This window comes from Frondihabitans sp. OV104 (genome assembly GCF_057787745.1).
Genome location: NZ_CM173541.1, coordinates 407,679 through 432,286, shown reverse-complemented (window position 1 = coordinate 432,286; position 24,608 = coordinate 407,679). Strand labels below are relative to the sequence as shown.

Sequence of the window (24,608 nt, the reverse complement as noted above, 5' to 3'; positions counted from 1 at the left end):
AGCCAGATCAGGCCTGCGCTCTCTCGAGGACGAGCTCGCGCACGCGAGCAGCGTCGGCCTGGCCCTTCATGGCCTTCATGACCGCTCCGATGACCGCACCGGCGGCCTGGACCTTGCCGTCGCGGATCTTCTCGAGCACGTCGGGCTGCGACGCCAGGGCCTCGTCGATGGCGGCGATGAGCGCGCCGACGTCCGACACGACCTTGAGGCCGCGCTTCTCGACGACCTCGGCGGGAGTGCCCTCGCCGGCGATGACGCCCTCGAGCACCTGGCGGGCCAGGCGGTCGGTCAGCTCTCCGGAGTCGATCAGGGCGATCAGCTCGGCCACCTGCCACGGCTCCACCAGCGACGATGCGTCCACCTCGGCGGCGTTCGCGAGACGGGCGATCTCGCCCGTCCACCACTTGCGCGCGCTGGCCGGCGTCGAGCCGGCGGCGACCGTCTCGACGATCTCGGTGAGCAGGCCCGCGTTCTTGACGTCTTGGAACTCGAGGTCGGTGAAGCCCCACTCGGCCTTGAGGCGGCGGCGCATGACGGCCGGCGATTCGGGAAGAGCCGCACGGAGTTCCTGGATCAGCTCCAGCGAGGGCTCGACCGGCAGGAGGTCGGGCTCGGGGAAGTACCTGTAGTCGTCGGCGTCGCTCTTCGGGCGGCCGGCGGAGGTGCGGCCGGTGTCTTCGTGCCAGTGGCGGGTCTCCTGCGTGATCGTGCCGCCCCTGGCGAGGATGGCGGCCTGGCGCTGGATCTCGTAGCGGATGGCGCGCTCGACGGCGCGGAACGAGTTGACGTTCTTCGTCTCGGTGCGGGTGCCGAGCTTCTCCTGGCCGCGGGGGCGCAGCGAGATGTTGGCGTCGCAGCGGAGGTTGCCGCGCTCCATGCGCGCCTCCGAGATGCCGAGGCCGCGGACGATGTCGCGGATGGTCTCGACGTACGCGGCACCCAGCTCGGGCGCGAGGGCCTCGGCGCCGATGATCGGGTGCGTGACGATCTCGACGAGCGGGACGCCGGCGCGGTTGTAGTCGACCAGGGAGTACTCGGCGCCCTGGATGCGGCCGGTGGAGCCGCCGACGTGCGTGAGCTTGCCGGCGTCCTCCTCCATGTGGGCGCGCTCGACGGGCACCGTGAACAGCGTGCCGTCGGGCATCTCCACCTCGACCGAGCCCTCAAAGGCGATCGGCTCGTCGGACTGGCTGATCTGGTAGTTCTTCGCCAGGTCGGGGTAGAAGTAGTTCTTCCGGGCGAAGCGCGAGGTGGGCGCGATCGAGCAGCCGAGCGCGAGGCCCAGGCTGATCGCGTACTTCACGGCCTGGCCGTTGACGACCGGGAGCGACCCGGGCAGCCCCAGGTCGACCGGCGTGATGTTGGTGTTGGGCTCGCCGCCGAACTCGTTCGGGGCGTCCGAGAACATCTTCGTCGCGGTCGACAGCTCGACGTGCACCTCGAACCCGACGACGGGCTCGAACATCTCGAGCGCCTTGTCGTAGTCCATCAGTTCTGGGCGGGCGGCCATCAGACCACTCCTTCGGTTGCGGCGGACTGTTCGGAGACGCTGAGGCTCGGCGCCTTCGAGATGAGCGTGTGGCCCCAGGTCGACTCGAAGAGCTGCTCGAGCGCGGCGCCGTAGGTGTACAGGCGGGCGTCCTCCCGGGCTGGCGCCATCAGCTGGATCCCGGTCGGCAGGCCGTCCTCGTCGGCGAGGCCCATCGGCAGCGACAGGCCGGGGATGCCGGCCAGGTTCGCGGGGATCGTCGTGAGGTCGTTCAGATACATCGCCAGCGGGTCGTCGATCTTCTCGCCGATCGGGAACGCCGTGGTGGGCGCGGACGGCGAGATGAGCACGTCGACCTCGTCGAAGAGGCGCGAGAAGTCGCGCTGCACGAGCGTGCGCACCTTCTGCGCCGAGCCGTAGTACGCGTCGTAGTAGCCGGCGCTGAGGGCGTAGGTGCCGAGGATGATGCGGCGCTTCACCTCGGGGCCGAAGCCCTGCTCACGCGTGGCCGCCATGACCTGCTCGACGGTTCCGCCGCCCTCGGGCGTGACGCGGAGCCCGAACCGGACGGAGTCGAACTTGGCGAGGTTCGACGACGCCTCGGCGGGGAGGATCAGGTAGTAGGCGCTGATCGCGTACTCGAAGCTGGGGGCCGAGACCTCGACGATCTCGGCGCCAGCGGCGGTGAGGAGCGCGACGGCGTCGGCGAAGCGGGCCTTCACGCCGGCCTGGAAGCCGTCGCCGTTCAGCTCCCTGACGATGCCGACCTTGACGCCCTGGAGCGAGCCGGGCGCGAGTCCCGCACGGGCGGCGTCGGCGAACGACGGCCACTCGTCGCGGAGCGACGTGGAGTCGCGGGGGTCGTGACCCTTGATCACGTCGTGTAGCAGCGCCGAGTCGAGCACGGTGCGGCTGACGGGGCCGATCTGGTCGAGTGACGACGCCAGGGCGATCGCGCCGTAGCGGCTGACGGAGCCGTAGGTCGGCTTCACGCCGACCGTGCCGGTGACCGCGCCGGGCTGGCGGATCGAGCCGCCGGTGTCGCTGCCGAGGGCGAGGGGCGCCTCGAAGGCCGCGACGGCCGCAGCCGAGCCGCCTCCCGAGCCGCCGGGGATCCGGTCGAGGTTCCACGGGTTGTGGGTCGGGCCGTAGGCCGAGAACTCGGTCGACGAACCCATCGCGAACTCGTCCATGTTGGTCTTGCCGAGCGGCACCAGGCCGGCGGCACGGACCTTCGCGACGGCGGTCGCGTCGTAGGGCGGGATCCAGCCCTCGAGGATCTTCGAGCCCGAGGTCGACGGCATCCCGATGGTGCAGAGGACGTCCTTGACGGCGATCGGCACGCCGGCGAGCTCGCCCAGGGTCTCCCCCGCGGCCCGGCGCTCGTCGATCGACTTCGCGGTGGCGAGGGCCTCGGCGTTGACGTGCAGGAACGCGTGGACGTCGCCGTCGACGCCGGCGATGCGGTCGAGGTGCGCCTTCGTCGCCTCGACGCTCGACACCTCGCGGCTCTGGAGCTTCGACGCGAGGTCGGCGGCTGACAGGTGGATGAGGTCGGTCACTGCTCTTCTCCCAGGATCGCGCTCACCTTGAAGCGGGTTCCGTCGTGCTCGGGTGCGCCCGCCAGCGCCTGCTCCTGCGTGAGGGTCTCGCCGACCACGTCGTCGCGGAAGACGTTCGACAGAGGGATCGGGTGGCTCGTGGCCGGCACGTCGGCGTTCGCGACCTCGGACACCTTGGCGATGCTGTCGACGATGTGGCCGAGCTCGCCCGTCAGCTTGTCGATCTCGTCGGGGGTGAGGGCGATCCGGGCGAGCCCTGCGAGGTGCTCCACCTGCTCGCGCGTGATTTCAGACATGCCCACGAGTCTATTCGGCGCCCGTCTGAGAACCTGCAGGACACAAGGTGGGCGCAGGATCTCGGGGCGCCCGGCTCCTCGGGTCGAAGCGGCGCGACTAGGCGCTGTGGACGGACTCGCGACTGACGTCCTGGGGCCGCACGTACTCCAGCGACGGACCGTTCACGAGCTGCGGCCCGTCGGGCACGGGGTCGCGGCCGTCGGCGAGGTCGCCTCGGCCGATGCCGATGAGCGCGAGGCTGCGCATGGCGTGGCTGCCGGTCGTGAAGTACTCGTTGTGCGTGACGACGGCGGTCAGCTTCTGCGACGTGTACGGGTCGACGGCCGAGCCGAGGTTGAGGAGCTTCGAGCCGAACACCACCGAGCCGGGGTCGGCGCCGAAGACGCCGCTGCCGGCAACGGGGTCGAGCGCCGCGGCTCCGGCGAACACGTGGCCCGCGGTGACGGCGAGGTCGCCGGCGTCGGCCACGACGCTGCCGGGCGATCCGAGGGCCACGAAGTCGTCGACGCGGATCGTGCCCGACGACAGGGCGATGGTGGCCGTCGTGGAGCCGTACGAGTGGCCGATGATCGTCGTGCGGGGCTCGTCCTCGAGGCGGACGGCGTCCAGGCCCTCGACGGCGTTCTCGAGGTGCACCGCGCCGGCCTTGGCGAGGCTCAGCCCGAGCACGTTCGTCATGACCGGGGTGCGGTAGCCCATCCACGAGACGACGGCGGACGACTCGGGGGCGGAGGTCGTGGTGGCAAGCGTGTTCGACCAGAAGGTCTCGGAGCTCTGGACCGCCGCTGCGGCGTTGGTGAACGAGACCATCTGCGTGGAGACGGTGTACATCATGCCCGGCACCATCAGGCTGACGTTCTTCGCGGTGTCGAGATCGCCGATGGCGACGGCGGCACGACCCGGGTAGACGGTGTCGAGCGAGACGAGGCTGCGAGCGGTGTCGTTGCCGTCGTAGCCGGGTACGAGCGACTGCTGCACCTGCTGCAGCATGGCGAGGCGCTGCCCCTGGGTCGGGGCGCCGACGACGGTGCCGCCCGGGTTCTGCTCGAGGTCGTCGATGGTCCGGCTCAGCGTGATGCGGTTGGCGAGGTTGCGCTGCGAGTACGGGACGCCCTCGAGGTTGCCGATGATGCTCGGGACGGCCGAGAGGAGGACGGTGCGCTGGGCCGTGGGGACGGTGCTCCACCAGGCGCGAACGGCGGTGGCTTCGTCGGCGCCGGCGCCGAGTTCCTGCGCCAGGGTCAGATCGGCACCGGAGTCGACGTCGAGCGACTCCCCGAACTCGCCGAGGGTCAGAGACGACGCGCCGGCCAGAGCGGAGAGGCAGGCTGGGGCGTCGAGATCGGCCGGGAGGCTCGCCGGCGCACGGCCGTCACTGTCGGCTCCGCAGGAGCGGAGCGTCGCGAACGACGAGATCGGCAGGCCCTCGACGGCTGCGGAGTGCGTCGAGACGTCTGCCGGGGTCGTGGCGTCAGCCGCGGTGGTGGCGTCAGCGCCGGTCGTGACGTCGACCGAGGAGGCCGCGTCGTCGTGCGACCGGACCGACTCGGAGGACTGCTGGGTCGCGGACACGGACGCCACGTCGACGTGCGGTGGCACGGCGACAGGCCCGGTCACGCCTAGCACGTTGACCGAGGAATACAGGATGGCTGCGGCAAAGAACAGCACGTCGGGGTTCCCCTACTAGCGCACCTGGGTCCCGTACCCCTACAGACGAGATCGATGCGCTAGCACACATCCTAGGAGGCCCGCTGACCGGTTGACCAGTGATGGGCCGAATTCATCAGGAATCGTCCCCCGAAATGGGGGCCGCTTCGTCCCCCTCACTGGGGGCAGTGAGGGCGCTCGGCCCGACAGTGACGAGGAGTGCGAATTCTGCCGCGTCGATGATCCGTACCCCGAGGGCTTCGGCCTTCGTGAGCTTCGATCCGGCCCCCGGTCCGGCCGCGACGTAGTCGGTCTTCTTGCTGACGCTGTTGCCGGCCTTGCCGCCGGCGGCGAGGATGGCCTCCTGCGCGCCCTCGCGGCTGTAGCCCTCGAGCGAGCCGGTGGCCACGACGGTCAGGCCGGCGAGGACTCCCCCGGCCGCTTCGGCGGCACCCGGACCCGGGTGGCCGGGCGTCGCGAACTGCACGCCGGCGGCTGTCCAGCGGTCGATGATCTCGACGTGCCAGTCGACCTCGAACCAGGCGAGGAGGGCATCGGCGATGATGCCGCCGACCCCGTCGACGGCGGCGAGCTCGTCGCGCGACGCGGCGCGGATGGCGTCGAGCGAGCCGAAGTAGTCGGCGAGCGCTCGCGCCGCCACCGGACCGACATGGCGGATGCTGAGTCCGACGAGGAACCGCCAGAGCGGGCTCGTCTTCGCCTTCTCGAGGTTCTCGAGGAGCAGCTCGGCCCGCTTCGACGGCGTCGGCGATCCGTCGTCCTGGAGCTTGGCGATGCGGAACGGCGACATCACCTTCGGCTTGCCGTCGTCTTCGAGCTTCTCCATGCCCGTCTCGGAGTCGCGCACGATCACGCGGATCGGCAGGATGTCGTCGATCGTCAGGTCGAACAGACCGGCCTCGGTGACGACCGGCGGCTCTTTCGGCTCGAGCGGCTGCGTGAGCGCGGCCGCGGCGACCTCGCCGAGGCCCTCGATGTCGAGCGAACCCCGAGAGGCGATGTGCTCGACGCGACCGCGGACCTGCGCCGGGCAGCTCTTGCTGTTCGGGCAGCGGAGGTCGATGTCTCCCTCCTTGGCCGGAGCGAGCTTCGTGCCGCACTCCGGGCAGTTCTCGGGCATGACGAACTCGCGCTCGGTGCCGTCGCGGAGCTCGACGACCGGTCCGAGCACCTCGGGGATCACGTCGCCCGCCTTGCGGAGCACGACGGTGTCGCCGATCAGCACGCCCTTCGCCTTGACGACCTGCTGGTTGTGCAGGGTCGCCTGGCGCACCTCGGAGCCCGCTACCTCCACCTTCTCCATGACGGCGAACGGCGTCGCGCGACCGGTGCGTCCGACGCTGACGACGATGTCGAGGAGTTTCGTGTTGACCTCTTCGGGCGGGTACTTGAAGGCTGTCGCCCAGCGCGGGGCGCGGCTGGTGGCGCCGAGCTCTTCGTGCAGGCCGAGGTCGTCGACCTTGATGACGATGCCGTCGATCTGGTGCTCGACCGAGGCGCGCTGCTCGCCGTAGCGCGTGATGAATCTCTCGACCTGGTCGATCGTGTCGAACACCCGGAAGTGCGTCGAGATCGGCAGGCCCCACGAGCCGAGCAGGCCGTAGATCTCGGACTGGCTCGTCACCTCCGTCGAGGCCTCGAGCTCGCGGACCGGCCAGGCGCCGATGCCGTGCACGAGCATCCGCAGGCCCGTGAGACGCCGGACCATCAGCGCCTTCTTCTCGACGCTCTTGCCCTCCTCCTTCTGGCGGAGGGAGCCGGCTGCGGCGTTGCGCGGGTTGGCGAAGAGCCGCTCGCCGGCGTCCCGCTGCGCGGCGTTCAGCGCGTCGAACTCGGTGACCGGGAAGAAGATCTCGCCCCGCACCTCGACGAGGGGCGGGTGGCCGGTGCCCTTCAGGCGCTCGGGGATCGTGCCCATCGTGAGCACGTTGCCGGTGACGTCCTCCCCTACGACGCCGTCGCCACGCGTCGCCGCGGTGATGAGCACTCCGTTCTCGTACCGGAGGTTGATGGCGAGACCGTCGATCTTGAGCTCGGAGAGGAAGCGCACCGTGCCGGCACCGGCGTCACGCTCGACCTTGCCGGCCCACTCGCGCAGCTCGTCGAAGTCGAAGACGTTGTCGAGGCTCAGCATGCGCTCGGCGTGCTGCACGGGGGCGAACTGCGTCGTCTCGGCACGGCCGCCGACCGTCTGGGTGGGGCTGTCGGGCGACTGCAGCTCGGGGTGCTCGCGTTCGAGCTCGTCGAGGCGCCGCACCAGGGCGTCGTACTCGGAGTCGGCGATCGTCGACGCGTTGCCCTCGTAGTACTGGTCGCGGAGCCCGAGGATCCGGGTGGTCAGCGCCTGCGCCTCGTCGCGTGCCGCCTCGAGAGTGGTGTCGGAGGTGGTCATGCGGAGCTCCTCGGAGAGTTATGCGGGGATGGGAACAGGCACCGCGCTGATGGTGCGGTCGATCGTGCACTGCCCGAGCACTCGAGTGCCCGCGTACACGACCGCGGTCTGACCGGGCGCGACGCCGTTGAGGGGCTCGTGCGGGGTGATGACCAACTCTGTTCTATCGCCATCCACCGACACTCGCGCAACCGCGGGGACCGGATCGGCGTGCGCGCGGATCTGCACGTCGCAGTCGAACACCTCGGTCGGGTCGAGCGGCGCGAGGCCTGCCCACGAGAACTTCTCGCCGGCGATCTCGGCGATGTCGAGAGCCTCCTTGGGCCCGACGACGACCGCGTTGTCTTTCGGACGCACCTCGAGCACGAAGCGGGGCTTGCCGTCGTCTGACGGGAAGCCGATGTTGAGGCCCTTGCGCTGGCCCACGGTGAACGCGTGAGCGCCCTCGTGCGTGCCGACGACGGCACCCGTGCGATCCAGGATCTCGCCCTGCTCGGCGCCGACACGCTCAGCCAGCCAGCCGCGGGTGTCGCCGTCGGGGATGAAGCAGATGTCGTGGCTGTCGGGCTTCTGGGCCACCGTGAAGCCGCGGGCGGCCGCCTCGGCGCGCACCTCCGCCTTCGACGGGGTCGCGCCCAGCGGGAACATCGAGTGGTCGATCTGCTCCTTGGTCAGCACGCCCAGGACGTACGACTGGTCTTTCGCCCAGGCGCTTGCCCGGTGGAGCTCCTTGTTGCCGTCGGCGTCGGCGACGATCGAGGCGTAGTGACCGGTCGCCACCGCGTCGAAGCCGAGGGCGATCGCCTTCTCGAGGAGGGCGGCGAACTTGATCTTCTCGTTGCAGCGCATGCACGGGTTCGGCGTGCGGCCCGCTGAGTACTCGGCGACGAAGTCGTCGACGACGTCGAGCTTGAAGCGCTCCGAGAAGTCCCACACGTAGTACGGGATGCCGATCATGTTGGCGGCGCGCTGGGCGTCCATCGAGTCCTCGATGGTGCAGCAGCCGCGGCTGCCGGTGCGGAGCGTGCCCGGCATCCGGCTGAGCGCCAGGTGCACCCCGACGACGTCGTGGCCGGCATCGACGGCCCGAGCTGCCGCCACGGCGGAGTCGACGCCGCCGCTCATCGCTGCCAGAACCTTCATGTGCTCCAGTGTAAACGCGCGATTCCGCGCTCGAGTCGGGTCTAGGCTCCAAAGCGATGACTCAGCAGACCGCCTCCTTCTCGATGCGGTCCGTCGCACTCTCCGCGTTCCTGCCCGCCGCGCTCTTCGCGATCGGCGAGGGCGCCATCATCCCGATCATCCCGGTCGCCAGCGACAACCTCGGCGCGACCCTGGCCCTGTCGGCGTTCGTGGCCTCGCTGATCCTCGTCGGCGAGCTCATCGGCGACATCCCCAGCGGCTGGCTCGTCTCGCGGGTCGGCGAGCGCCGGGCCATGCTCGGCGCGGCCCTGGTGAGCGTGATCGGGCTGGTCGTCTGCCTGGTGTCGCCGAACTTCGTCGTGCTCGCGATCGGCGTCTTCCTGATCGGCCTCTCGACCGCGGTCTTCGCGCTGGCGCGGCACGCGTTCATGACGTCGTTCGTGCCGCCCGAGATCCGCGCCCGGGCGCTGTCGAGCCTCGGCGGCGTCTTCCGTCTGGGCTACTTCGTCGGGCCCTTCCTGTCGGCGGGCCTGATCCACCTGACCGGCTCGGTGCAGTCGGCGTTCTGGATCCACATCGTCGGGTGCCTCTCGGCCGCCGCCGTGCTGCTGTTCATCAAGGATCCCGCGTCGAAGCTCGCGAGGCCGACGCCCCGCGCCCCGCACGCCGAGACCCCCGGCGAGCAGGAGGTGCGCCGCGAGGCCCAAGGGCTGTTCGCGACGCTGGTGAAGTACCGCGGCGTGCTGGTGAAGCTCGGGAGCGGCGCAGCACTGATCGGGGCCATGCGCGCCGGGCGCCAGGTGATCCTGCCGCTGTGGGCCGTCTCGATCGGGATCGGGTCGAGCGAGACCGCGCTCATCATCGGCATCGCCGGCGCCATCGACTTCGGCCTCTTCTACACGAGCGGCCAGATCATGGACCGCTGGGGCCGCATGTGGAGCGCCATGCCTTGCATGGTGGGCCTCGGCATCTCGTACGTCGTGCTGTCGTTCACCCACGCGCTGCCGACGAACGTCGCCTGGTTCGTCGGGGTCGCGATGTTCATGTCGGTGGCGAACGGCGTCGGCTCGGGCATCCTCATGACGCTCGGTGCCGATCTCGCCGACAAGTCCGACCCCGCGCCGTTCCTCGGTGCCTGGCGGTTCACGGGCGACTTCGGCAGCGCCGCCGCTCCCCTGCTCATCTCGGGCATCACCGCGATCGCGACGATCTCGCTCGCGTCGGGCGTGATGGGCGTCCTCGGCTTCGTTGGGGCCGCGATCCTGCTGCGGTACGTGCCCCGGTACTCGCCCCACCAGCCGCACCTGAAGCGCTAGCCGGCGCCGGTCGCGGCTAGGATTGCCACGCCCGCGGGAGTGGTGGAATTGGCAGACACGCAGGATTTAGGTTCCTGTGCTTTCGAGCGTGAGGGTTCAAGTCCCTTCTCCCGCACCAGGTAGGCAGTTCTCGCACTGAGGTCGCAGTTCCCGTCCGCTTCTCGTCGCGGCTAGCCGCCGACACCCGGGGTGAAGCTCCCATCGGGCAGCCACGTGATGCTGCCGGGCTGGCCGTCGGTCGTCCAGTCGACCGTGAGACCGCTCGCCGGGAAGTACTGCTCCGAGACGCAGGCCGACGACAGCGAGTTGCCGTGGACGACCACCAGGCAATCGTAGTTCGACGTGTCCTTCGCGAGGTAGTAGCGCACGCCGGCCGAGTCATCGGTGATGCCGACGCTGCGGAACGACGTCTTCACGAGCGTCCCCGGGATGTCGATCTTCGGCACGTCGAGGTTCGACTGCGGGGTGTCGTACCAGTCCGAGAAGTCGGCCTTCGGCAGCTGCGTCTGCACCGCCCGCAGGTTCCTCTCGGCGGCTGTGACTCTGGCGGCCTGCGCGTCGGCCGCCGTCCGATGCTGGCCGAGTGACAGCCCGACCCCGAATCCCGCCAGCAGGAACGCGGCAGCCCCGGCGACCAGAACCAGTCTCCGGCGCTTCGGCCTCCTCGCGCCGGGCCCCGCCCCGGGCGGCTGCTCCGTGGGCGCGGCTGCAACCGGATCGGCCTCGGCCGTCTGCCCGGCCTCCGCCGTTGGCGATGCCGCCGCCGCCCGCTCCGCCGCTGCCGCTCGCTCCGCCGCTGCGCGCTCCGCCGCCGCTGCCCGCTCCACCGCCGCCGACCGCTCGGCCTCCACGCCGTCGAACCGGGCCAGCGCCTGTCGGTCCTCGCGCGTCGCCTCCGGCCCGAACGCCCGCTCCACCAGTCGTGTGCGCTCGTCCTGTCGTCCGTCGTCCATCGCGACCCCCTCGTCGTCCCCGATCCTAGGTCGCCCGCGGCCGCGTCTCCGCGCCGACGGGGCCGCGCCGACGTGCCGAGGGGTCCCGAAGAAGGGGACTGCTCCGTCCCGCGCAGGGGGGATGGCCCCCGCAGACTGGGTGGCTACCCCCAGAGAACCGCTCACGTCCGTCGGTTACGCTGGCACCGATCACGAAGCTCGCACTCAGTCGGCTCCGGGTCGCTTCCCTGGAGAAACACCGATGCTCCCGCTCGCAGCAATTCCCTTCCTCGATCCCGAGGCCCTCATCCACGCCTTCGGGCCGTGGGCCGTGCTCGGAATCTGCGCGATCATCTTCGCCGAGACGGGCCTGCTCATCGGCTTCATCTTCCCGGGCGACACTCTGCTCATCCTCGCCGGCGTCATCGCGGCCAAAGACAGCTACGGCCTCGGCATGCCGATCGTGCTGATCGCGTTCTTCATCGCCATCGCGGCGTTCCTCGGCGGTGAGCTCGGCTACCTCATCGGGCACAAGGTGGGCCCGCGCATCTTCGAGCGCAAAGACAGCGGCATCTTCTCGTCTGAGAACGTGAAGAAGACGAACCAGTTCTTCGAGCGGTTCGGCTCGGGCGCGGTCATCTTGGCCCGGTTCGTGCCGGTGATCCGCACGTTCCTGCCCATTGCCGCGGGTGTGGCGCACATGCGCTACAAGAAGTACTCGCTGTTCAACGCCATCGGCGCCGTCGCCTGGGGCTTCGGCATCACGATGATCGGCTACGGCATCGGGCACATCCCGCCGGTGGCCACGTTCGTCGAGAACTACATCGACATCATCCTGCTCGGAGCCGTCGTCCTGACCGTCGTGCCGGTGCTCGTGAAGGTGCTCAGCACGTCGCGCAAGGCGAAGAAGGCCGAGGCTGCGGCGTCCACGCCGGCTAACGGCGAGGCGCGCACCCAGCCGTAGGGGCTTCGGCGGCCGTCCCGCTCGGCCCAGGGCCCGGGGCGCCCGCGCCCGCCCGTGCCGGCCGCGAGGTAGCCGTACCTGTCGCGCCCGCGCGCCCCGCCCGACGCCGCCGGCCATCTCGCGGCCGGGAGTCCCCCGCGCCGCCGAAGCACCCCGAGATGGCCGCACCTGTCGCGCCGCCGCACCCCGCCCGACGGCGCCGGCCATCTCGCGGACGCACGGCGCGGCGGCCCCGAGGCCCGGCGGCCCGGGAGACCCGGCGTTACCCGCGAGGTGGCCGCGCCTGTCGCACCGGCCCGCCGGGCCCGACGGCGAGGGCCATCTCGCCGGTGAGGGGCCGTGTGGCGCGCCCATGGGACGCCGCGTGGCCCGGCGGCCTGAGGCAGACGGCCGGGCGGCCCGGAGGCGGTTGGCCGGGCGGCCGCGAAGTGGGCGGCCGGGGCCACGAGGTGGCCGCGCCTGTCGCACCGACCCGCCGGGCCCGACGGCCAGGGCCATCTCGCGGGTGAGGGGCCGCACGACGCCCAGCATCCGCATTCGGGACGCCGCATGGCCCGTCGGCCCGAATGAGACGGCCGGGCGGCTGCGAAGCGGGCGGCCGGGGGCCGCGAGATGGCCGCGCACGTCGCACCGGCCCGCGCGGCCCGACGGCGAGGGCCATCTCGCGGACGAGGGGCGGTGCGCCGGCGCGCTACGCGCCCAAAGCGGCGCGCAGGCGCGGCGCCAGCGCCCGGAACGCCTGCGACCGGTGGCTCGTGGCGTCCTTCTCGGCGACCGACAGCTCGGCGGCCGAGCCGGGCGCGCCGTCGGGGTGGAAGATCGGGTCGTACCCGAAGCCGCCGGCTCCGGCGGGGGCGTCGAGCACGGTGCCACGCCACTCGGCGAGCTCGACGAGCTCGGCCGACTCGGCCGCGACGGCCGGACCGTCGGGCCCGACGGCTCCGTCGCACGGGGGCACGACGAGAGCGGCGGCGCAGACGAACGCCGCGCCGCGAGCCGAGTCGGGCCCCAGCGCAGCCAGGTTGGCGAGGAGCAGGTTGAGGTTGTCGGTGTCGTCGCGAGTTCCTGCGTAGCGGGCCGAGTGGATGCCGGGGGCGCCGTCGAGGGCGTCGACCGAGATTCCGGAGTCGTCGGCCAGCGACGGGAGCCCCGTGTGCGCTGCGGCCGCACGGGCCTTGATCAGCGCGTTGCCCTCGAACGTGTCGGCGTCTTCGACCGGCTCGGGCCCGTCGTAGGCGACCAGCTCGATCCCCTCGAGGGCGTCACCGAGGATGCGGCGGAGCTCGTCGACCTTGTGGGCGTTGTGGGTGGCGAGGACGACGCGCTGCACGGTCAGAGGCCCAGGGTCTCGCGCTGGATGCGGGAGAGGTCGACGGCGCCGCCGAGGGCGAGGTCGAGCAGCGAGTTCAGCTCGTCGCGGTCGAACGGCGCGCCCTCGGCCGTGCCCTGCACCTCGACGAACTTGCCCGACCCCGTGACGACGACGTTCATGTCGGTCTCGGCGCGGACGTCTTCGACGTAGGCCAGGTCGAGCATCGGCACACCGTCGATGATGCCGACCGAGACGGCCGAGACGCTGTCGCTGAGGGGCGTCGCCTTCTGCGCGATGAACTTGCTAGCGCGGCCCCACTCGATGGCCTCGGCGAGCGCGACGTAGGCGCCGGTGATCGCCGCGGTGCGCGTGCCGCCGTCGGCCTGCAGCACGTCGCAGTCGAGCACGATGGTGTTCTCGCCGAGCGCCTTCATGTCGACGACGGCACGGAGGCTGCGGCCGATGAGGCGCGAGATCTCGTGCGTGCGGCCGCCGATCTTGCCCTTGACGCTCTCGCGGTCGTTGCGCGAGTTCGTGGCGCGGGGCAGCATCGCGTACTCGGCGGTGACCCAGCCCTTGCCCTTGCCGGTCAGCCACCGCGGCACGCCGTTCGTGAATGACGCGGTGCAGAGCACCTTGGTGTCGCCGAAGCTGACGAGCGCGCTGCCCTCGGCCTGGCTCGACCAGCCCTTCTCGATGGTGACCTCGCGGAGCTGGTCGTTCTGTCGTCCGTCGGCGCGTTCGGTCATGGGGTGCTCTCCTTGGTTCTCGTCACCCGGAAGCCCGGGGGAAGGTCGATCGTGCCGGTCTCGAGGTGGCTCACTGTCGCCACCTCGGGGCCGAGGAATCTCTTGGCCAGGCGGATGAAGCCCTGCTGATCGGGGCCGGTCGCCTGGAAGTCGTAGGTGGGCGCACTGGCCGAGCGGCGCTCGAGCTCGTGCGCGACGAGGGTCGAGTAGACGTCGTTCGCCGTCTCTTCGGCACTGGAGACGAGCGTGACGCCGGGGCCCATGACGTACTGGATGGCCGCCGACATCAGCGGGTAGTGGGTGCAGCCGAGCACGAGCGTGTCGACGCGGGCGTCGCGGAGCGGAGCGAGGTACTCCTCGGCGACGGCTCGCAGCTCCGGGCTGGAGGTGTCGCCGGCCTCGACGAACTCGACGAACCGGGGGCAGGCCTGCGTGACGAGGGTGAGGTCGGGGGCGGCGGCGAAGGCGTCTTCGTAGGCGCGCGAGTTGATGGTGCCCTCGGTGCCGATGACGCCGACCCGCTTCGAGCGCGTCTGCTTCATCGCGGCGCGGACGGCGGGCTGGATGACCTCGACGACGGGGATCCCGTGCGCCCCGGTGTAGCGCTCGCGCGCGTCGCGGAGCACGGCCGACGAGGCGGTGTTGCAAGCGATGACGAGGGCCTTGACGCCCTGCGCGACGAGGTCGTCCATGACGGCGAGCGCATACTCGCGGACGGCCGCGATCGGCTTGGGGCCGTAGGGCGAGTGCTCGGTGTCGCCGACGTAGAGGATCGACTCGCGCGGAAGCTGGTCGATGATAGCCCGCGACACCGTCAGGCCGCCGACGCCTGAGTCGAAGACTCCGATTGGTGCGTCCGTCACGATCGTCAAGCCTACCCGGGCCGGGCGGGCCTAGGCTGGCGGCGTGACCAGCGCGCTGTTGACCGACCGGTACGAACTCACCATGCTCGAGGCGGGTCTCCGCGACGGGACGGCCCTCCGGCGGAGCGTGTTCGAGGTGTTCACCCGCCGCCTGCCACCGGGGCGACGGTACGGAGTGGTCGCAGGAACCGGCCGCTTCCTCGAAGAGCTCGGCCGCTTCCGCTTCGGCGAGCCCGAGCTGGAGTGGCTCCGCGCCGGTGCCATCGTCGACTCGGCCACCATCGACTGGCTCGCCGACTACCGCTTCTCGGGCGACATCCACGGGTACCGCGAGGGCGAGGTGTTCTTTCCGAACTCGCCCATCCTCGTCGTCGAGTCCACCTTCGCCGAGGCGGTCCTGCTCGAGACCCTCGCGCTGAGCGTCTTCAACTACGACTCCGCGGTGGCCAGCGCCGCAGCGCGCATGGTGTCGGCCGCCGACGGGCGGCCTCTCGCGGAGATGGGCTCGCGCCGCACCGGCGAGTGGAGTGCCGTCGCCGCCGCGCGGGCCGCGTTCATCGCCGGATTCGGCGCCACGAGCAACCTCGAGGCCGGTCGGCACTGGGGCGTGCCCACGATGGGCACCGCGGCCCACGCGTTCACGCTGCTCTACGACACCGAGGAGGAGGCCTTCCGCTCGCAGGTGGCCGCCCTCGGCCCGTCGACGACGCTCCTCGTCGACACCTACGACATCGCGGCCGCGGTCGAGACGGCCGTGAAGGTCGCCGGCCCGGAGCTGGGCTCGGTGCGAATCGACTCGGGCGATCTGCCCTCGCTCGTGGCCGCCGTGCGCGCGCAGCTCGACTCGCTCGGCGCGACCGGCACGAAGATCACCGTCACCAACGACCTCGACGAGTTCACGATCGCCGCCCTCCGCGCGGCTCCGGTCGACAGCTACGGCGTCGGCACGTCGGTCGTGACGGGCTCGGGCCATCCGGCGGCGTCGATGGTGTTCAAGCTCGTGGCGCACCAAGACGCCGCCGGCAGATGGGTGTCGGTCGGCAAGAAGTCGGCCGAGAAGGCGACAGTCGGCGGGCGCAAGTTCCCAGTGCGATCGCGACGCCGCGGGGTCGCGGCGGAGGAGATCGTGCGGGTCGGCTCGCAGGATGTCGGCCCGTCGGAGCGGCCGCTGCTCGTGCCCCTGGTCACGGCCGGAGTGGTCGACGAGCGCTGGACCGGCCCGGGTGGAGTGCTGCTGGCACGCGAGCACCGCGAGGCCGCGATCGGCGAGCTGCCGGAGGCGGCTTTCAGCCTCGGTCGGGGCGAGGCGATCATCCCCACCCGTTACGAATGAAGGACTACTCCGACTTCATCTTCTCGTAGATGGCCTTGCAGCTCGGGCAGACCGGGAACTTCTCGGGGTCGCGGCCCGGCGTCCACTTCTTGCCGCAGAGCGCCTTGACGGGCTTGCCGCTCAGGGCCGACTCCATGATCTTGTTCTTGGGCACGTAGTGCGAGAAGCGCTCGTGATCGCCCGGCTCGATCGCCTCCTCGTTGAGGAGCTTCTCGAGTTCGCGGTCGAGCACGTCCGTGCCTCCGCCGATGCCGTCGCCCTGGAATCCCGTGTCGCTCATGGCCACCATGGTACGCCGAACCGGGCGGAGCACACCCGGGCGATCGCTGACAGCGCCGTGCCCGCCGAGGCGACCGGCTGCGCAGCCCTTCTCTAGCTGCGCAGCGCGAACGCCAGCAGCTCGGGCGCGCGGCGCGAGTAGACGGCCGAGCCGATCGCGACCCCGGCGACCAGGACGCCGACCCCGGTGAGGGTCCCGGCCCAGAACGCGGCGGCGACCAGGTCGGTGCGCCCCTCGACGGCGGCCATGACGGCGAGGATCCCCGTCGGGGCACTGAGCAGCGCCGCTCCGCCGATCATCAGCGACTGCGACCAGCCCGCAGCCGCGCCGGTGCTCTGCGGCTGCTGGAACGGGTCGTCGCCCGGCCGGACCGCAGCGTAGGGCAGGGCCGCCGACAGGATGCTCGCGAGGCCGAGGCCGGTGAGGAGCAGGGCGATTGCGACGCCGAACTCGGCTCCGAAGACGGCGATGTCGTCGTGCAGGACGACCGCGGCGAACGACCCGACGAGGGCGAGCGGCACGCCGATGACGAGCGCCGGCGCCAGGCGTCCGAGCCGATCGGCGAGGCCCCGCGTGTTGGCCGACACGTGCATCCACAGCGCCGTGTTGTCGTACGCGACGTCGTTGTGCGGCAGGAAGCCCAGGATCAGGCACATCAGCGGCACCGGAGCCAGGGCGAGCATCCGCCAGTCCACCCCCGCGATCCCCAGCGGGATCACCAGCAGCGGCAGGAACGGCAGGATCACCAGCGACCAGCGGTAGCGGGCGTCGCGGACCCAGTAGGTGAGGCTCCGTCCGGCGACGGCGCCGCTCGCGGTGCCGGGGAGCAGGTCGAACCAGCCCAGCCCGACGCGGTCGGCCGCCACCTCCGGAGCCGGAGGGCGACGGAGGCCGCGCTCGACGAGCGTGCGCCACGCCCACCACAGCAGACCCAGGGTCACGAGGGCGACGAGGAGGTCCGCGACCGCACGCCCGGTCTGACCCGAGGCGGCGTGTCCCGGCAGGGCGAGTGCCGCGCCGAAGGGCGTCCAGGCGAGACCGGAGGTGGCGACCCCCGATCCCCGGTAGCCGCCGGGCAGGAGCACGCGCACGAGGTCGACGACGAGCGGGATGATGAGCAGCCCGACCACGACGCCGCCCGCCGCGAGGAAGTCGCGGGCCCGGCGGCCGGTGATCGAGGCGCTGACGGTCCCCGCGACGAGCGCCAGCAGCAGGGCGGTGGCCCCGGCGAGCACGGAGCCGAGGACGGCCAGCCAGGCGATGCCCGACCCCAGCCCGAACGAGCGGACGTAGCCCACCCCGAGGATCAGCAGGCAGAGGGCGGGGACGCCGAGGGCGGAGCCGAGGGCGAGGCCGATGGCCGCACGGTCGACGGGCGCGCCGTAGCCGTACAGGCGCCGCGGGTCGCCCCACGGCGGCCGCGACGACGCGAAGGGCGCTACGACGAAGCCCACGAGCAGCAGCGCGCCTCCCCCGACGACGAGCGCCTGGACCTCGCCCAGCGGGTCGTCCCGGAGGCGGCTGGTCAGCGTCGACACCGCGATGGACGCCAGGACGGCGACGAGCGCGGCCACGACGGCGGTGAACGCGGGTCGGAGGCCGAAGCGGAGGCGGTTCGCAGTTCCGGCGATCCTCAGTCGGAGAAGGCGTGCAACCATTCCATCCCCTCCGTGGCGGCCTGCCCGCCGGCCAGCTCGACGAAGCGCTCCTGCAGCGAGCGGCCCGCGCGGACGTCGTGCACCGTGCCCTGCGCGAGCACGTGCCCGTCGACGATGACCGCGACGCTGTCGCAGATGCGCTCGACGAGGTCCATGCTGTGGCTCGACAGCAACACCGTGCCGCCCCCGCGGACGTACCGCTGCAGGATCTCGGTCACGGTCGCCGCCGACACCGGGTCGACCGACTCGAACGGCTCGTCGAGCACCAGCACACGCGGCGAGTGGATGATGGCCGCCGCCAGCGCGACCTTCTTGGTCATGCCGACGGAGTAGTCGCTGACGAGGCGCCCGAGTGCGTCTTGGAGGCCGAAGGCCTCCGCCAGGTCGGCGGAGCGCTTGCGCGCGGTCGCACCGTCGAGCCCTCGGAGGGTGCCGGCGTAGTACAGGAACTGCGCGCCCGTGAGGCGGTCGAACAGGCGGAGGCGATCCGGCAGCACGCCGAGCGAACGCTTGGCCTGACGGGAGTCCTTGCTGCTCCAGACGTCGCTGCCGAGGATCTCGACCGTGCCGCTGTCGGGCCGGAGCAGCCCCGTCGCGATGGACAGAGTGGTGGTCTTGCCGGCGCCGTTCGGGCCGACGATGCCGTAGAACGTGCCGGCTCGGACCTCGAGGTCGAGGTTTTCGACGGCCACCGTCGAGCCGTAGCGCTTCCCGAGGCCGCGGATGGCGAGGACGACGGGGCCCTCGGGCGCCTTCGGGGGCTCGGGAACGACGACGGGCGCCTTCTTCCGCCCAGTCGCCGGCGGTTTGCGGGGGGCGGGTTTGCGAGTCGCAGTCGCCGCGGACTTCCGAGCCGCCGGCGCGGCCGGCTTGCGGGCCGGCGTGCGCGGCGTCGGCGTGCGCGGCGTCGGCTTGCGCGCCGGCGTACCCCGATTCACCGCCGCCTCGGCCTTCCCCTCGGCCTCGGGCGCGTCGATCACGGTGTCGTCACCGTCGTCGGCTTCTGTCACTTCGTCCCCTTGCCCGAAACGGCCGCCCTGAATGGCCGCTTCGTCGGACAACCGTACCAACCGTCCCCCGTCCCGGACGACGCGACGTACCCCTGTGTCACGAATCCGGGGGTGTCACGAAAAGGACACGACTGGCTGACAATCCGCGATCTGCCAGGGGTTGCGGCGTATGGTGTGCATGCACACTGCCGTGCCACAGACGACCAACCCGGGGCATCTCGACGATGAACAGTCGATGAACCGCCTTCGAACGAGGAGACAACCGTGAGCACTCAGATCGTGATTCTCGCAGCCGGCATGGGCACGCGCCTCGGCCGCTCGCTGCCCAAGTGCCTGACCGAGCTCGCCGACGGCCGCACCATCATGCAGCAGCAGATGGAGAACATCCGCAGCGCGTTCGGCGCCGACGTGAAGATCACCGTCGTCGTCGGCTACAAGTACGAGCACATCGTCGAGGCCTTCCCGACCGCGAGCTTCGTCTACAACGAGCAGTACGACCAGACCAACACGTCGAAGAGCCTGCTGCGCGCCCTGAAGGCGACCGGCTCCTCCAGCGTCGTGTGGATGAACGGCGACGTGGTCTTCGACCCGGCCGCGCTGAAGCGCGCCGCCCCGTACATCGCCTCCGACCAGTCGTTCGTCTCGGTCAACACCTCCAGCGTCTCCGACGAGGAGGTCAAGTACACGACCGACGCCGAGGGATTCATCGACGAGCTCTCCAAGCAGGTCAAGAACGGCCTCGGCGAGGCCGTCGGCATCAACTTCGTGTCGAAGCGCGACAAGGCCGACCTCGTCCGCCAGCTCGGCCGCGTCGACAACCAGGACTACTTCGAGCGCGGCATCGAGCTCGGCATCGAGCAGAACGGCCTCCGGTTCGTCCCGGTCGACATCTCCGACCTCTACGCTGTCGAGGTCGACTTCGCCGAAGATCTCGAGCGCGCCAACCTGTTCGTCTGACTCCGTCCGATGCGGGTTCCGCTCGGATCCCGGCGGGTGCCCGTGATCGAATAGGACTCCCGTGACTGCACCAACCCTTCAGCCGAGCGCCCCCGCGCGCCCCCGACCCCGGGGGTTCGAGCGGTACCGCCAGGTGCTGTGGCTGCTGACGAAGCGCGATCTCAAGGTCCGCTACTCGACCAACGTGCTCGGCTACCTGTGGTCGATCCTCGACCCGCTGCTGATGAGCGGGATCTACTTCTTCGTCTTCACGCAGGTGTTCCACCGCAACGTGGGCGAGAAGCCGTACATCGTGTTCCTGCTGAGCGGCCTGCTCGCCTGGCAGTGGTTCAACGGAACCGTCTCCGATGCCACCAAGGCGTTCACGTCCGATGCGAAGCTGGTGCGCTCCACGAAGATCCCGCGGACCATCTGGATGGGCCGGATAGTGATGTCGAAGGGCATCGAGTTCTTGCTGAGCCTGCCTGTCCTCGTCATCTTCGCCCTGGTCACGGGCGCGCCCGTGCACTGGCAGGTCGTCTACTTCCCGCTGGCCATCGTGCTGCAGGCGGTCCTCGTCACCGGACTCGGACTCATCATCGCGCCGCTCGTCGTGTTCTTCCGCGACCTCGAGCGAGCGGTGAAGCTGATCCTGCGCTTCCTCTTCTACGCATCGCCGATCATCTACAGCACGAAGAGCCTTCCCGAATCGTTTCACCTCGTCGCAGCCTTCAATCCGCTCAGCGGCATCTTCGGGCTCTACCGGTCGGCGTTCTTCCCTGACCAGCTCTCGCTGTGGGAGGTCGTCATCGGCGCTCTGCTCTCGTTCGTCGTCCTCGGCGTCGGCGTCCTGGTGTTCCGCGCGTGCGAGCGCGCCGTGCTGAAGGAGATCTGATGTCGACCACGTCTCCCGTCATCCGCGTGGCCGATGCCGGCATCCGCTTCCGTCGCAACAAGAGGGCGCGCCGGTCGTTCAAAGACCTCTTCGCCGACAGCAGCCGGCGTTCGCGGCCGGGCGAGTTCTGGGCTCTCCGGGGCGTCACGTTCGACGTGCAGCCCGGCGAGTCGATCGGCGTCGTCGGCCGGAACGGCCAGGGCAAGTCGACCCTGCTCAAGCTCGTGGCGGAGGTCATGCTGCCCGACGAGGGCGCGATCGCGGTCGCCGACGGAGTGGCCCCCCTGATCGAGATCACCGGCGGCTTCGTCGGCGATCTCAGCGTCCGCGACAACGTCTACCTGACCGCCGGGCTCCACGGCATGTCCCGCACCGAGATCGACGAGGCCTTCGACGAGATCATCGGCTTCGCCGAGATCGAGTCGTTCATCGACACGCCGTACAAGCACCTGTCGAGCGGAATGAAGGTCAGGATCGCGTTCGCGGTCATCTCCCGCCTCGACGAGCCGATCATCCTGGTCGACGAGGTCCTGGCCGTCGGCGACCGGGCCTTCCGCGAGAAGTGCTACCGCCGCATCGAGGAGCTCCTCACAGCAGGCCGCACGCTGTTCTTCGTCTCGCACAACGAGAAGGACCTCCGTCGCTTCTGCACGCGCGGCCTCTACCTCGACAAGGGAGCCCTCGTCTTCGACGGGCCGATCGACGAGGCGCTGGCGAGGTACAACGCCGATCTCGCTCGCAAGTCTCAGGCGTAGGGTCGCGCAATGCGACGTTCCAAGAAGCCTCCGGTCGACCAGCCCGAGACGACCGACCTCGAGAAGGCCCTGCCGTTGAAGGGCGAGGCCCTGCGCGAGACCGGGCGCGAGCTCACGGCCGACGTCGACAGCCCCGTCTGGCAGCGAAGCCTGAACCGGGTCCTCGCCGTCCAGCACCCCGTGGTCGAGTCGCACGTGCGGGCGCTCCGCCGCCGCCACCCCGACCACTCCCCCGAGCAGATTCTGCACACCCTCGAGCGCGAGTACCTGACGGCAGTCACGACCGGCGGGGCCGCCGTCGGTGCGAGCGCCGTCATCCCCGGCGTCGGCATCGGCGTCTCGCTGGCCCTGTCGGGCGCCGAGACGGCCTACTTCCTGGAGGCCACCGCCCTGTTCGCGCAGTCCGTCACCGAGGTGCACGGAATCGCCGTCACCGAGCCCGAGCGTGCGCGGACGATCGTCATGGCCATGATGCTGGGAGGCCCCGGGAGCGAGCTCGTACGCCAGCTCGCCGGCGAGGCCATGGGCACGGGCCCGGCCCGCTCGGCCTTCTGGGGCGACCTCGTCGCGAAGCGCCTCCCGCAGGCGGCCATGTCGAACCTGTCGGGGATGGTCCGCAAGGAGTTCACGAAGCGCTTCGTCCGTATGCAGAGCGCCACCATCGTGGGCCGGGCGATTCCCTTCGGCATCGGCGCCGTCGTCGGCGGCGTGGGCAACCACACGCTCGGCCGCAAGGTCGTCACCAGCTCGCGGACCGCATTCGGCCCCGCGCCGGCCGCCTTCCCGAGCGAGCTCGAGTCGAAGCCCGAGCACCGATCGCTGCTCCAGCGGCTCCCGTTCCCGATCGGACGCAGGCGCCGCGGCGACGCCGACCAGTAGCGCCGACTGCTCCTCCACAGGTGCCGTTCGACCGGGGTTATCCACCGATCGGACGTTGTCCACAGGGTCCGTGGTCGCGACGTCGGATGCCCCTCCTAGGGTCTCGGTCATGAGCACTCTTCCTTCGGCCTACGCCGTGCCCTTCTGGGTCGACCGCACTGATGAACCCCACGTCTATCGACTCGTCAACCTCGGCGACGAGCCTGTCCGGGGCGTCCGCGTGACGCTGCTCGGGTCGGGCCACCTCGTGCCCGTGGACCCCCGGCCTCTGCCGCCGGGGCGCACGCTGACGTTGACGCTCCTGGCCGTCGACAGCCGCGACTCGATCGCTGTGGTGCGCTGGTTTCGGCCCGACGGCGACGAGTACGTGTGGCGATTCGCGTTCTAGGGGCGCGAGACGCGGGCCACCGGGGGCGTGGAGTCTGCGGCGGGAGCGGCGTGAGCGCGCCGAGTCCTCGTCTGCTGCACGCTCAGGAGCGGCGGCGGCGCTGCTCGCGGACGTAGTCGGCGGCGCTGAACGCCTCGAGAAGGGGCGGCAGGTGGTCGGCGCCGAGCCCGGAGACGAACGCGGCCGGGTCGGCGTCGAGGACTGCGGCGAGCCGCACGATCGTGTGGAGCACCGGGTTGCCGATGCCGCGCTCGATCTTGCCGTAGTTCGAGACGTTCATGCCGGCAAGGTGCGCCACCTCGTCCTGGCTCAGGCCGAGGCGGAGGCGCTCGGTGCGAACACGCTCACCGAACAGTCGCGAGGCTTCAGACGCTGGATCAGGCACACCCCATGAATACGCGACCGGCTCTCGCATGTCCAGACTATATAGAATCAGGCGCTTCATGCCTCATTTATATATGCCTTTTTAAGGGGGTCAGAGGGAGTCGAGATCGTCATCACCGCGTGCGAGGAAATCCTCGCCGGTGCCGATCTCCGAGCCTGCCGCGTCGTCCGCCAGGGGCTGGGCTCGGTCGTACTCGCGCCAGCGGTCGACGAGAACGTCGACGGCGGCCTCGAAGCGCCGGGTGGCCTCACCTGGGGTCGTGTCGCCGAAGTGGTGCTCAGCCCAGAAGTCGAGGCGCGAGCGGGCGTCCTCGTCGCCGAGGACGGCCGCGACGAGCTGCGCGATATCGCCGGCCTGGTCGGCGGCGACCCACTCCGCCGAGCCGAGGTAGCCGCCCTCGTCGACTTCTGCCGCCGGCGAGACCGGCCGCGTGACGAGGAGGGGCTTGCCGGTCGCGAGCCGGTCGTAGACCATCGCCGAGATGTCGGTGATGGCGACGTCGGCCACGGCGAGCTGCCAGCCGAGCTCCGGGCCGTCGTCGTAGACGTGCTGGGCGGCCGGATCACGGCGGTTGGCCTCGTCGATCGCCCGGACGATGCCCTCGTGAGCGGCCTTGTACCCGGCGTCGAGGACGCCGCTGCGCGGATGAGGGCGGTAGACGACGCGATGGCGTCCTGTTGCGAGCAGGGCGGGCACGAGCGCCGCGTGGGTCGCGATCGACCCGTAGGCGGCCGCTGCGCGGTCGCCCTCCCACGTCGGCGCGTAGAGCACGACGATGCGGTCGTCGGCTGTGAACGGCAGGACGCCGGCGAAGTGGTCGGCCTGCGGGCGGCCGATCATGATCGCCCTGCGGTCGAGGTCGTAGTCCCAGAGCTTCGCGCCGAGGCGCTGCAGAGCCGCCTTTCCGGCGACGAACGCATAGTCGTACGACTTGAACTGGTTCGTCGTCATGTACATCTTGTCGCTCTCGCCGTGGTTGACGAAGACGTGCCACATGCGCCCGTACCGCATCATCTGGAAGTTGCGGGAGTTCTGGTTGACGTACAGCGTCATTGCGATCGGGTGGGCTTCGACGAATGCCTCGAGCTCGACGACCTGGCGGGCGTAGACGACCGGCACCGGCGACTCGTCGACGAGGGCCAGCATGGTGGCAGGATTGCGCACGACGATGGCCACCGGCACGGTCTCGGCCAGATGCGCGAGAGGTCCGTACCACTGGCGGATCTGGTACAGGTTCACGGCGCCGTCGGCGAAGTAGACGGCGACGCGGACCGTCCCTGGAGCGGGCGCGACAGCCCGGACGTCGCGGCGGGCCAGATCGCGGCGGTTCCTGCGCGAGACGAGCAGGCGTCGGGCGAGACCGATGCCGAGTCCGAGATCTCGGAGAAGAGGCACTGGGGCT

At 70.6% G+C, this 24,608-nt stretch carries 23 protein-coding genes and 1 tRNA gene; 9 read left to right on the top strand and 15 right to left on the bottom strand.

The features are described from left to right. Window positions 1–7 precede the first annotated feature (7 nt). The 6 genes from gatB to mnmA form a co-directional block, all read right to left on the bottom strand. The gene (gene gatB / locus AC3CBB_RS02075) at window positions 8–1,510 is read right to left on the bottom strand and encodes an Asp-tRNA(Asn)/Glu-tRNA(Gln) amidotransferase subunit GatB (RefSeq protein WP_488625798.1); all 1,503 of its coding nucleotides are present in this window, start codon (window positions 1,508–1,510) and stop codon (window positions 8–10) included. Next, window positions 1,510–3,051 carry an Asp-tRNA(Asn)/Glu-tRNA(Gln) amidotransferase subunit GatA gene (gene gatA / locus AC3CBB_RS02070; protein ID WP_488625797.1) on the bottom strand — a complete coding sequence of 514 codons (1,542 nt, stop codon included), beginning with the start codon at window positions 3,049–3,051 and terminating at the stop codon, window positions 1,510–1,512. The genes gatB and gatA overlap by 1 nt, the downstream gene beginning before the upstream one ends. Next, the gene (gatC, locus tag AC3CBB_RS02065) at window positions 3,048–3,347 is read right to left on the bottom strand and encodes an Asp-tRNA(Asn)/Glu-tRNA(Gln) amidotransferase subunit GatC (protein WP_123506146.1); all 300 of its coding nucleotides are present in this window, start codon (window positions 3,345–3,347) and stop codon (window positions 3,048–3,050) included. The genes gatA and gatC overlap by 4 nt, the downstream gene beginning before the upstream one ends. A gap of 97 nt (window positions 3,348–3,444) precedes the next feature. Then, complete coding sequence (locus AC3CBB_RS02060; protein WP_488625796.1) at window positions 3,445–4,965, bottom strand: alpha/beta hydrolase; 1,521 nt, start codon at window positions 4,963–4,965, stop codon at window positions 3,445–3,447. A 166-nt stretch (window positions 4,966–5,131) separates the two neighbouring features. Beyond that, the gene (ligA, locus tag AC3CBB_RS02055) at window positions 5,132–7,408 is read right to left on the bottom strand and encodes an NAD-dependent DNA ligase LigA (protein WP_488625795.1); all 2,277 of its coding nucleotides are present in this window, start codon (window positions 7,406–7,408) and stop codon (window positions 5,132–5,134) included. 18 nt (window positions 7,409–7,426) lie between these two features. Further along, window positions 7,427–8,551 (bottom strand): tRNA 2-thiouridine(34) synthase MnmA, encoded by a 1,125-nt coding sequence (gene mnmA, locus AC3CBB_RS02050; RefSeq protein ID WP_488625794.1) that lies wholly within the window; start codon window positions 8,549–8,551, stop codon window positions 7,427–7,429. 56 nt (window positions 8,552–8,607) lie between these two features. Between mnmA and AC3CBB_RS02045 the strand changes: the two genes are divergently transcribed. After that, window positions 8,608–9,867, top strand: coding sequence for an MFS transporter (locus tag AC3CBB_RS02045; RefSeq protein WP_488625793.1), 1,260 nt, complete (start codon window positions 8,608–8,610; stop codon window positions 9,865–9,867). 33 nt (window positions 9,868–9,900) lie between these two features. Further along, window positions 9,901–9,985: transfer RNA gene (locus AC3CBB_RS02040), tRNA-Leu, on the top strand. Between the two features lie 52 nt (window positions 9,986–10,037). On the opposite strand, the gene AC3CBB_RS02035 is transcribed toward AC3CBB_RS02040, so the two are convergent. After that, window positions 10,038–10,820, bottom strand: coding sequence for a hypothetical protein (locus AC3CBB_RS02035; protein WP_488625792.1), 783 nt, complete (start codon window positions 10,818–10,820; stop codon window positions 10,038–10,040). A gap of 241 nt (window positions 10,821–11,061) precedes the next feature. Between AC3CBB_RS02035 and AC3CBB_RS02030 the strand changes: the two genes are divergently transcribed. Continuing rightward, window positions 11,062–11,763: a DedA family protein gene (locus AC3CBB_RS02030; RefSeq protein ID WP_488625791.1), complete on the top strand. Its 702-nt coding sequence runs from the start codon at window positions 11,062–11,064 to the stop codon at window positions 11,761–11,763. Between the two features lie 691 nt (window positions 11,764–12,454). Here the strand turns inward: AC3CBB_RS02030 and AC3CBB_RS02025 are convergent. Genes AC3CBB_RS02025 through murI form a run of 3 tightly spaced genes read right to left on the bottom strand, consistent with a single transcriptional unit; the run spans window position 12,455 to window position 14,687 of the window. Then, complete coding sequence (locus tag AC3CBB_RS02025; RefSeq protein WP_488625790.1) at window positions 12,455–13,093, bottom strand: non-canonical purine NTP pyrophosphatase; 639 nt, start codon at window positions 13,091–13,093, stop codon at window positions 12,455–12,457. A gap of 2 nt (window positions 13,094–13,095) precedes the next feature. Then, window positions 13,096–13,824, bottom strand: coding sequence for a ribonuclease PH (gene rph, locus AC3CBB_RS02020; RefSeq protein WP_488625789.1), 729 nt, complete (start codon window positions 13,822–13,824; stop codon window positions 13,096–13,098). Continuing rightward, window positions 13,821–14,687, bottom strand: coding sequence for a glutamate racemase (gene murI / locus AC3CBB_RS02015; protein WP_488625788.1), 867 nt, complete (start codon window positions 14,685–14,687; stop codon window positions 13,821–13,823). Before murI ends, rph begins: the two co-directional genes overlap by 4 nt. A gap of 82 nt (window positions 14,688–14,769) precedes the next feature. On the opposite strand from murI, the gene AC3CBB_RS02010 reads away from it, so the two are divergent. Next, on the top strand, window positions 14,770–16,020 hold the full coding sequence (locus tag AC3CBB_RS02010; RefSeq protein WP_488626697.1) for a nicotinate phosphoribosyltransferase: 1,251 nt from the start codon (window positions 14,770–14,772) through the stop codon (window positions 16,018–16,020). A 4-nt stretch (window positions 16,021–16,024) separates the two neighbouring features. Here AC3CBB_RS02010 and AC3CBB_RS02005 read toward each other — a convergent pair whose 3' ends face one another. The 3 genes from AC3CBB_RS02005 to AC3CBB_RS01995 form a co-directional block, all read right to left on the bottom strand. Continuing rightward, window positions 16,025–16,300 (bottom strand): DUF3039 domain-containing protein, encoded by a 276-nt coding sequence (locus AC3CBB_RS02005; RefSeq protein WP_123506521.1) that lies wholly within the window; start codon window positions 16,298–16,300, stop codon window positions 16,025–16,027. Window positions 16,301–16,392: 92 nt separating this feature from the next. Continuing rightward, window positions 16,393–17,958: a hypothetical protein gene (locus AC3CBB_RS02000; protein WP_488625787.1), complete on the bottom strand. Its 1,566-nt coding sequence runs from the start codon at window positions 17,956–17,958 to the stop codon at window positions 16,393–16,395. After that, on the bottom strand, window positions 17,934–18,968 hold the full coding sequence (locus tag AC3CBB_RS01995) for an ABC transporter ATP-binding protein (RefSeq protein ID WP_488625786.1): 1,035 nt from the start codon (window positions 18,966–18,968) through the stop codon (window positions 17,934–17,936). Before AC3CBB_RS01995 ends, AC3CBB_RS02000 begins: the two co-directional genes overlap by 25 nt. A gap of 264 nt (window positions 18,969–19,232) precedes the next feature. Between AC3CBB_RS01995 and AC3CBB_RS01990 the strand changes: the two genes are divergently transcribed. The 5 genes from AC3CBB_RS01990 (at window position 19,233) to AC3CBB_RS01970 (ending at window position 22,821) form a co-directional block, all read left to right on the top strand. Beyond that, window positions 19,233–19,925 carry a phosphocholine cytidylyltransferase family protein gene (locus AC3CBB_RS01990; RefSeq protein ID WP_123506158.1) on the top strand — a complete coding sequence of 231 codons (693 nt, stop codon included), beginning with the start codon at window positions 19,233–19,235 and terminating at the stop codon, window positions 19,923–19,925. A gap of 61 nt (window positions 19,926–19,986) precedes the next feature. Continuing rightward, the gene (locus tag AC3CBB_RS01985) at window positions 19,987–20,799 is read left to right on the top strand and encodes an ABC transporter permease (protein ID WP_488625785.1); all 813 of its coding nucleotides are present in this window, start codon (window positions 19,987–19,989) and stop codon (window positions 20,797–20,799) included. Further along, window positions 20,799–21,554, top strand: a complete 756-nt coding sequence (locus tag AC3CBB_RS01980; protein ID WP_123506160.1) for an ABC transporter ATP-binding protein — start codon at window positions 20,799–20,801, stop codon at window positions 21,552–21,554. Before AC3CBB_RS01985 ends, AC3CBB_RS01980 begins: the two co-directional genes overlap by 1 nt. Before the next feature lie 9 nt (window positions 21,555–21,563). Next, window positions 21,564–22,433 carry a hypothetical protein gene (locus AC3CBB_RS01975; RefSeq protein ID WP_488625784.1) on the top strand — a complete coding sequence of 290 codons (870 nt, stop codon included), beginning with the start codon at window positions 21,564–21,566 and terminating at the stop codon, window positions 22,431–22,433. A 109-nt stretch (window positions 22,434–22,542) separates the two neighbouring features. Then, complete coding sequence (locus tag AC3CBB_RS01970) at window positions 22,543–22,821, top strand: hypothetical protein (RefSeq protein ID WP_123506161.1); 279 nt, start codon at window positions 22,543–22,545, stop codon at window positions 22,819–22,821. An 82-nt stretch (window positions 22,822–22,903) separates the two neighbouring features. Here the strand turns inward: AC3CBB_RS01970 and AC3CBB_RS01965 are convergent, their stop codons facing one another. Next, window positions 22,904–23,206, bottom strand: a complete 303-nt coding sequence (locus tag AC3CBB_RS01965; protein ID WP_158614209.1) for a helix-turn-helix domain-containing protein — start codon at window positions 23,204–23,206, stop codon at window positions 22,904–22,906. 90 nt (window positions 23,207–23,296) lie between these two features. Beyond that, window positions 23,297–24,601: a CDP-glycerol glycerophosphotransferase family protein gene (locus AC3CBB_RS01960; RefSeq protein WP_488625783.1), complete on the bottom strand. Its 1,305-nt coding sequence runs from the start codon at window positions 24,599–24,601 to the stop codon at window positions 23,297–23,299. Between the last annotated feature and the right edge of the window lie 7 nt (window positions 24,602–24,608).

Coding starts and splice junctions, on each gene's coding strand:
- gatB (WP_488625798.1), bottom strand. CDS start 1,510: ATGGCCGCCCGCCCAGAACTGATGGACTACGACAAGGCGCTCGAGATG.
- gatC (WP_123506146.1), bottom strand. CDS start 3,347: ATGTCTGAAATCACGCGCGAGCAGGTGGAGCACCTCGCAGGGCTCGCC.
- ligA (WP_488625795.1), bottom strand. CDS start 7,408: ATGACCACCTCCGACACCACTCTCGAGGCGGCACGCGACGAGGCGCAG.
- mnmA (WP_488625794.1), bottom strand. CDS start 8,551: ATGAAGGTTCTGGCAGCGATGAGCGGCGGCGTCGACTCCGCCGTGGCG.
- AC3CBB_RS02045 (WP_488625793.1), top strand. CDS start 8,608: ATGACTCAGCAGACCGCCTCCTTCTCGATGCGGTCCGTCGCACTCTCC.
- AC3CBB_RS02035 (WP_488625792.1), bottom strand. CDS start 10,820: ATGGACGACGGACGACAGGACGAGCGCACACGACTGGTGGAGCGGGCG.
- AC3CBB_RS02030 (WP_488625791.1), top strand. CDS start 11,062: ATGCTCCCGCTCGCAGCAATTCCCTTCCTCGATCCCGAGGCCCTCATC.
- rph (WP_488625789.1), bottom strand. CDS start 13,824: ATGACCGAACGCGCCGACGGACGACAGAACGACCAGCTCCGCGAGGTC.
- AC3CBB_RS02010 (WP_488626697.1), top strand. CDS start 14,770: ATGCTCGAGGCGGGTCTCCGCGACGGGACGGCCCTCCGGCGGAGCGTG.
- AC3CBB_RS02005 (WP_123506521.1), bottom strand. CDS start 16,300: ATGAGCGACACGGGATTCCAGGGCGACGGCATCGGCGGAGGCACGGAC.
- AC3CBB_RS02000 (WP_488625787.1), bottom strand. CDS start 17,958: ATGGTTGCACGCCTTCTCCGACTGAGGATCGCCGGAACTGCGAACCGC.
- AC3CBB_RS01980 (WP_123506160.1), top strand. CDS start 20,799: ATGTCGACCACGTCTCCCGTCATCCGCGTGGCCGATGCCGGCATCCGC.
- AC3CBB_RS01975 (WP_488625784.1), top strand. CDS start 21,564: ATGCGACGTTCCAAGAAGCCTCCGGTCGACCAGCCCGAGACGACCGAC.
- AC3CBB_RS01970 (WP_123506161.1), top strand. CDS start 22,543: ATGAGCACTCTTCCTTCGGCCTACGCCGTGCCCTTCTGGGTCGACCGC.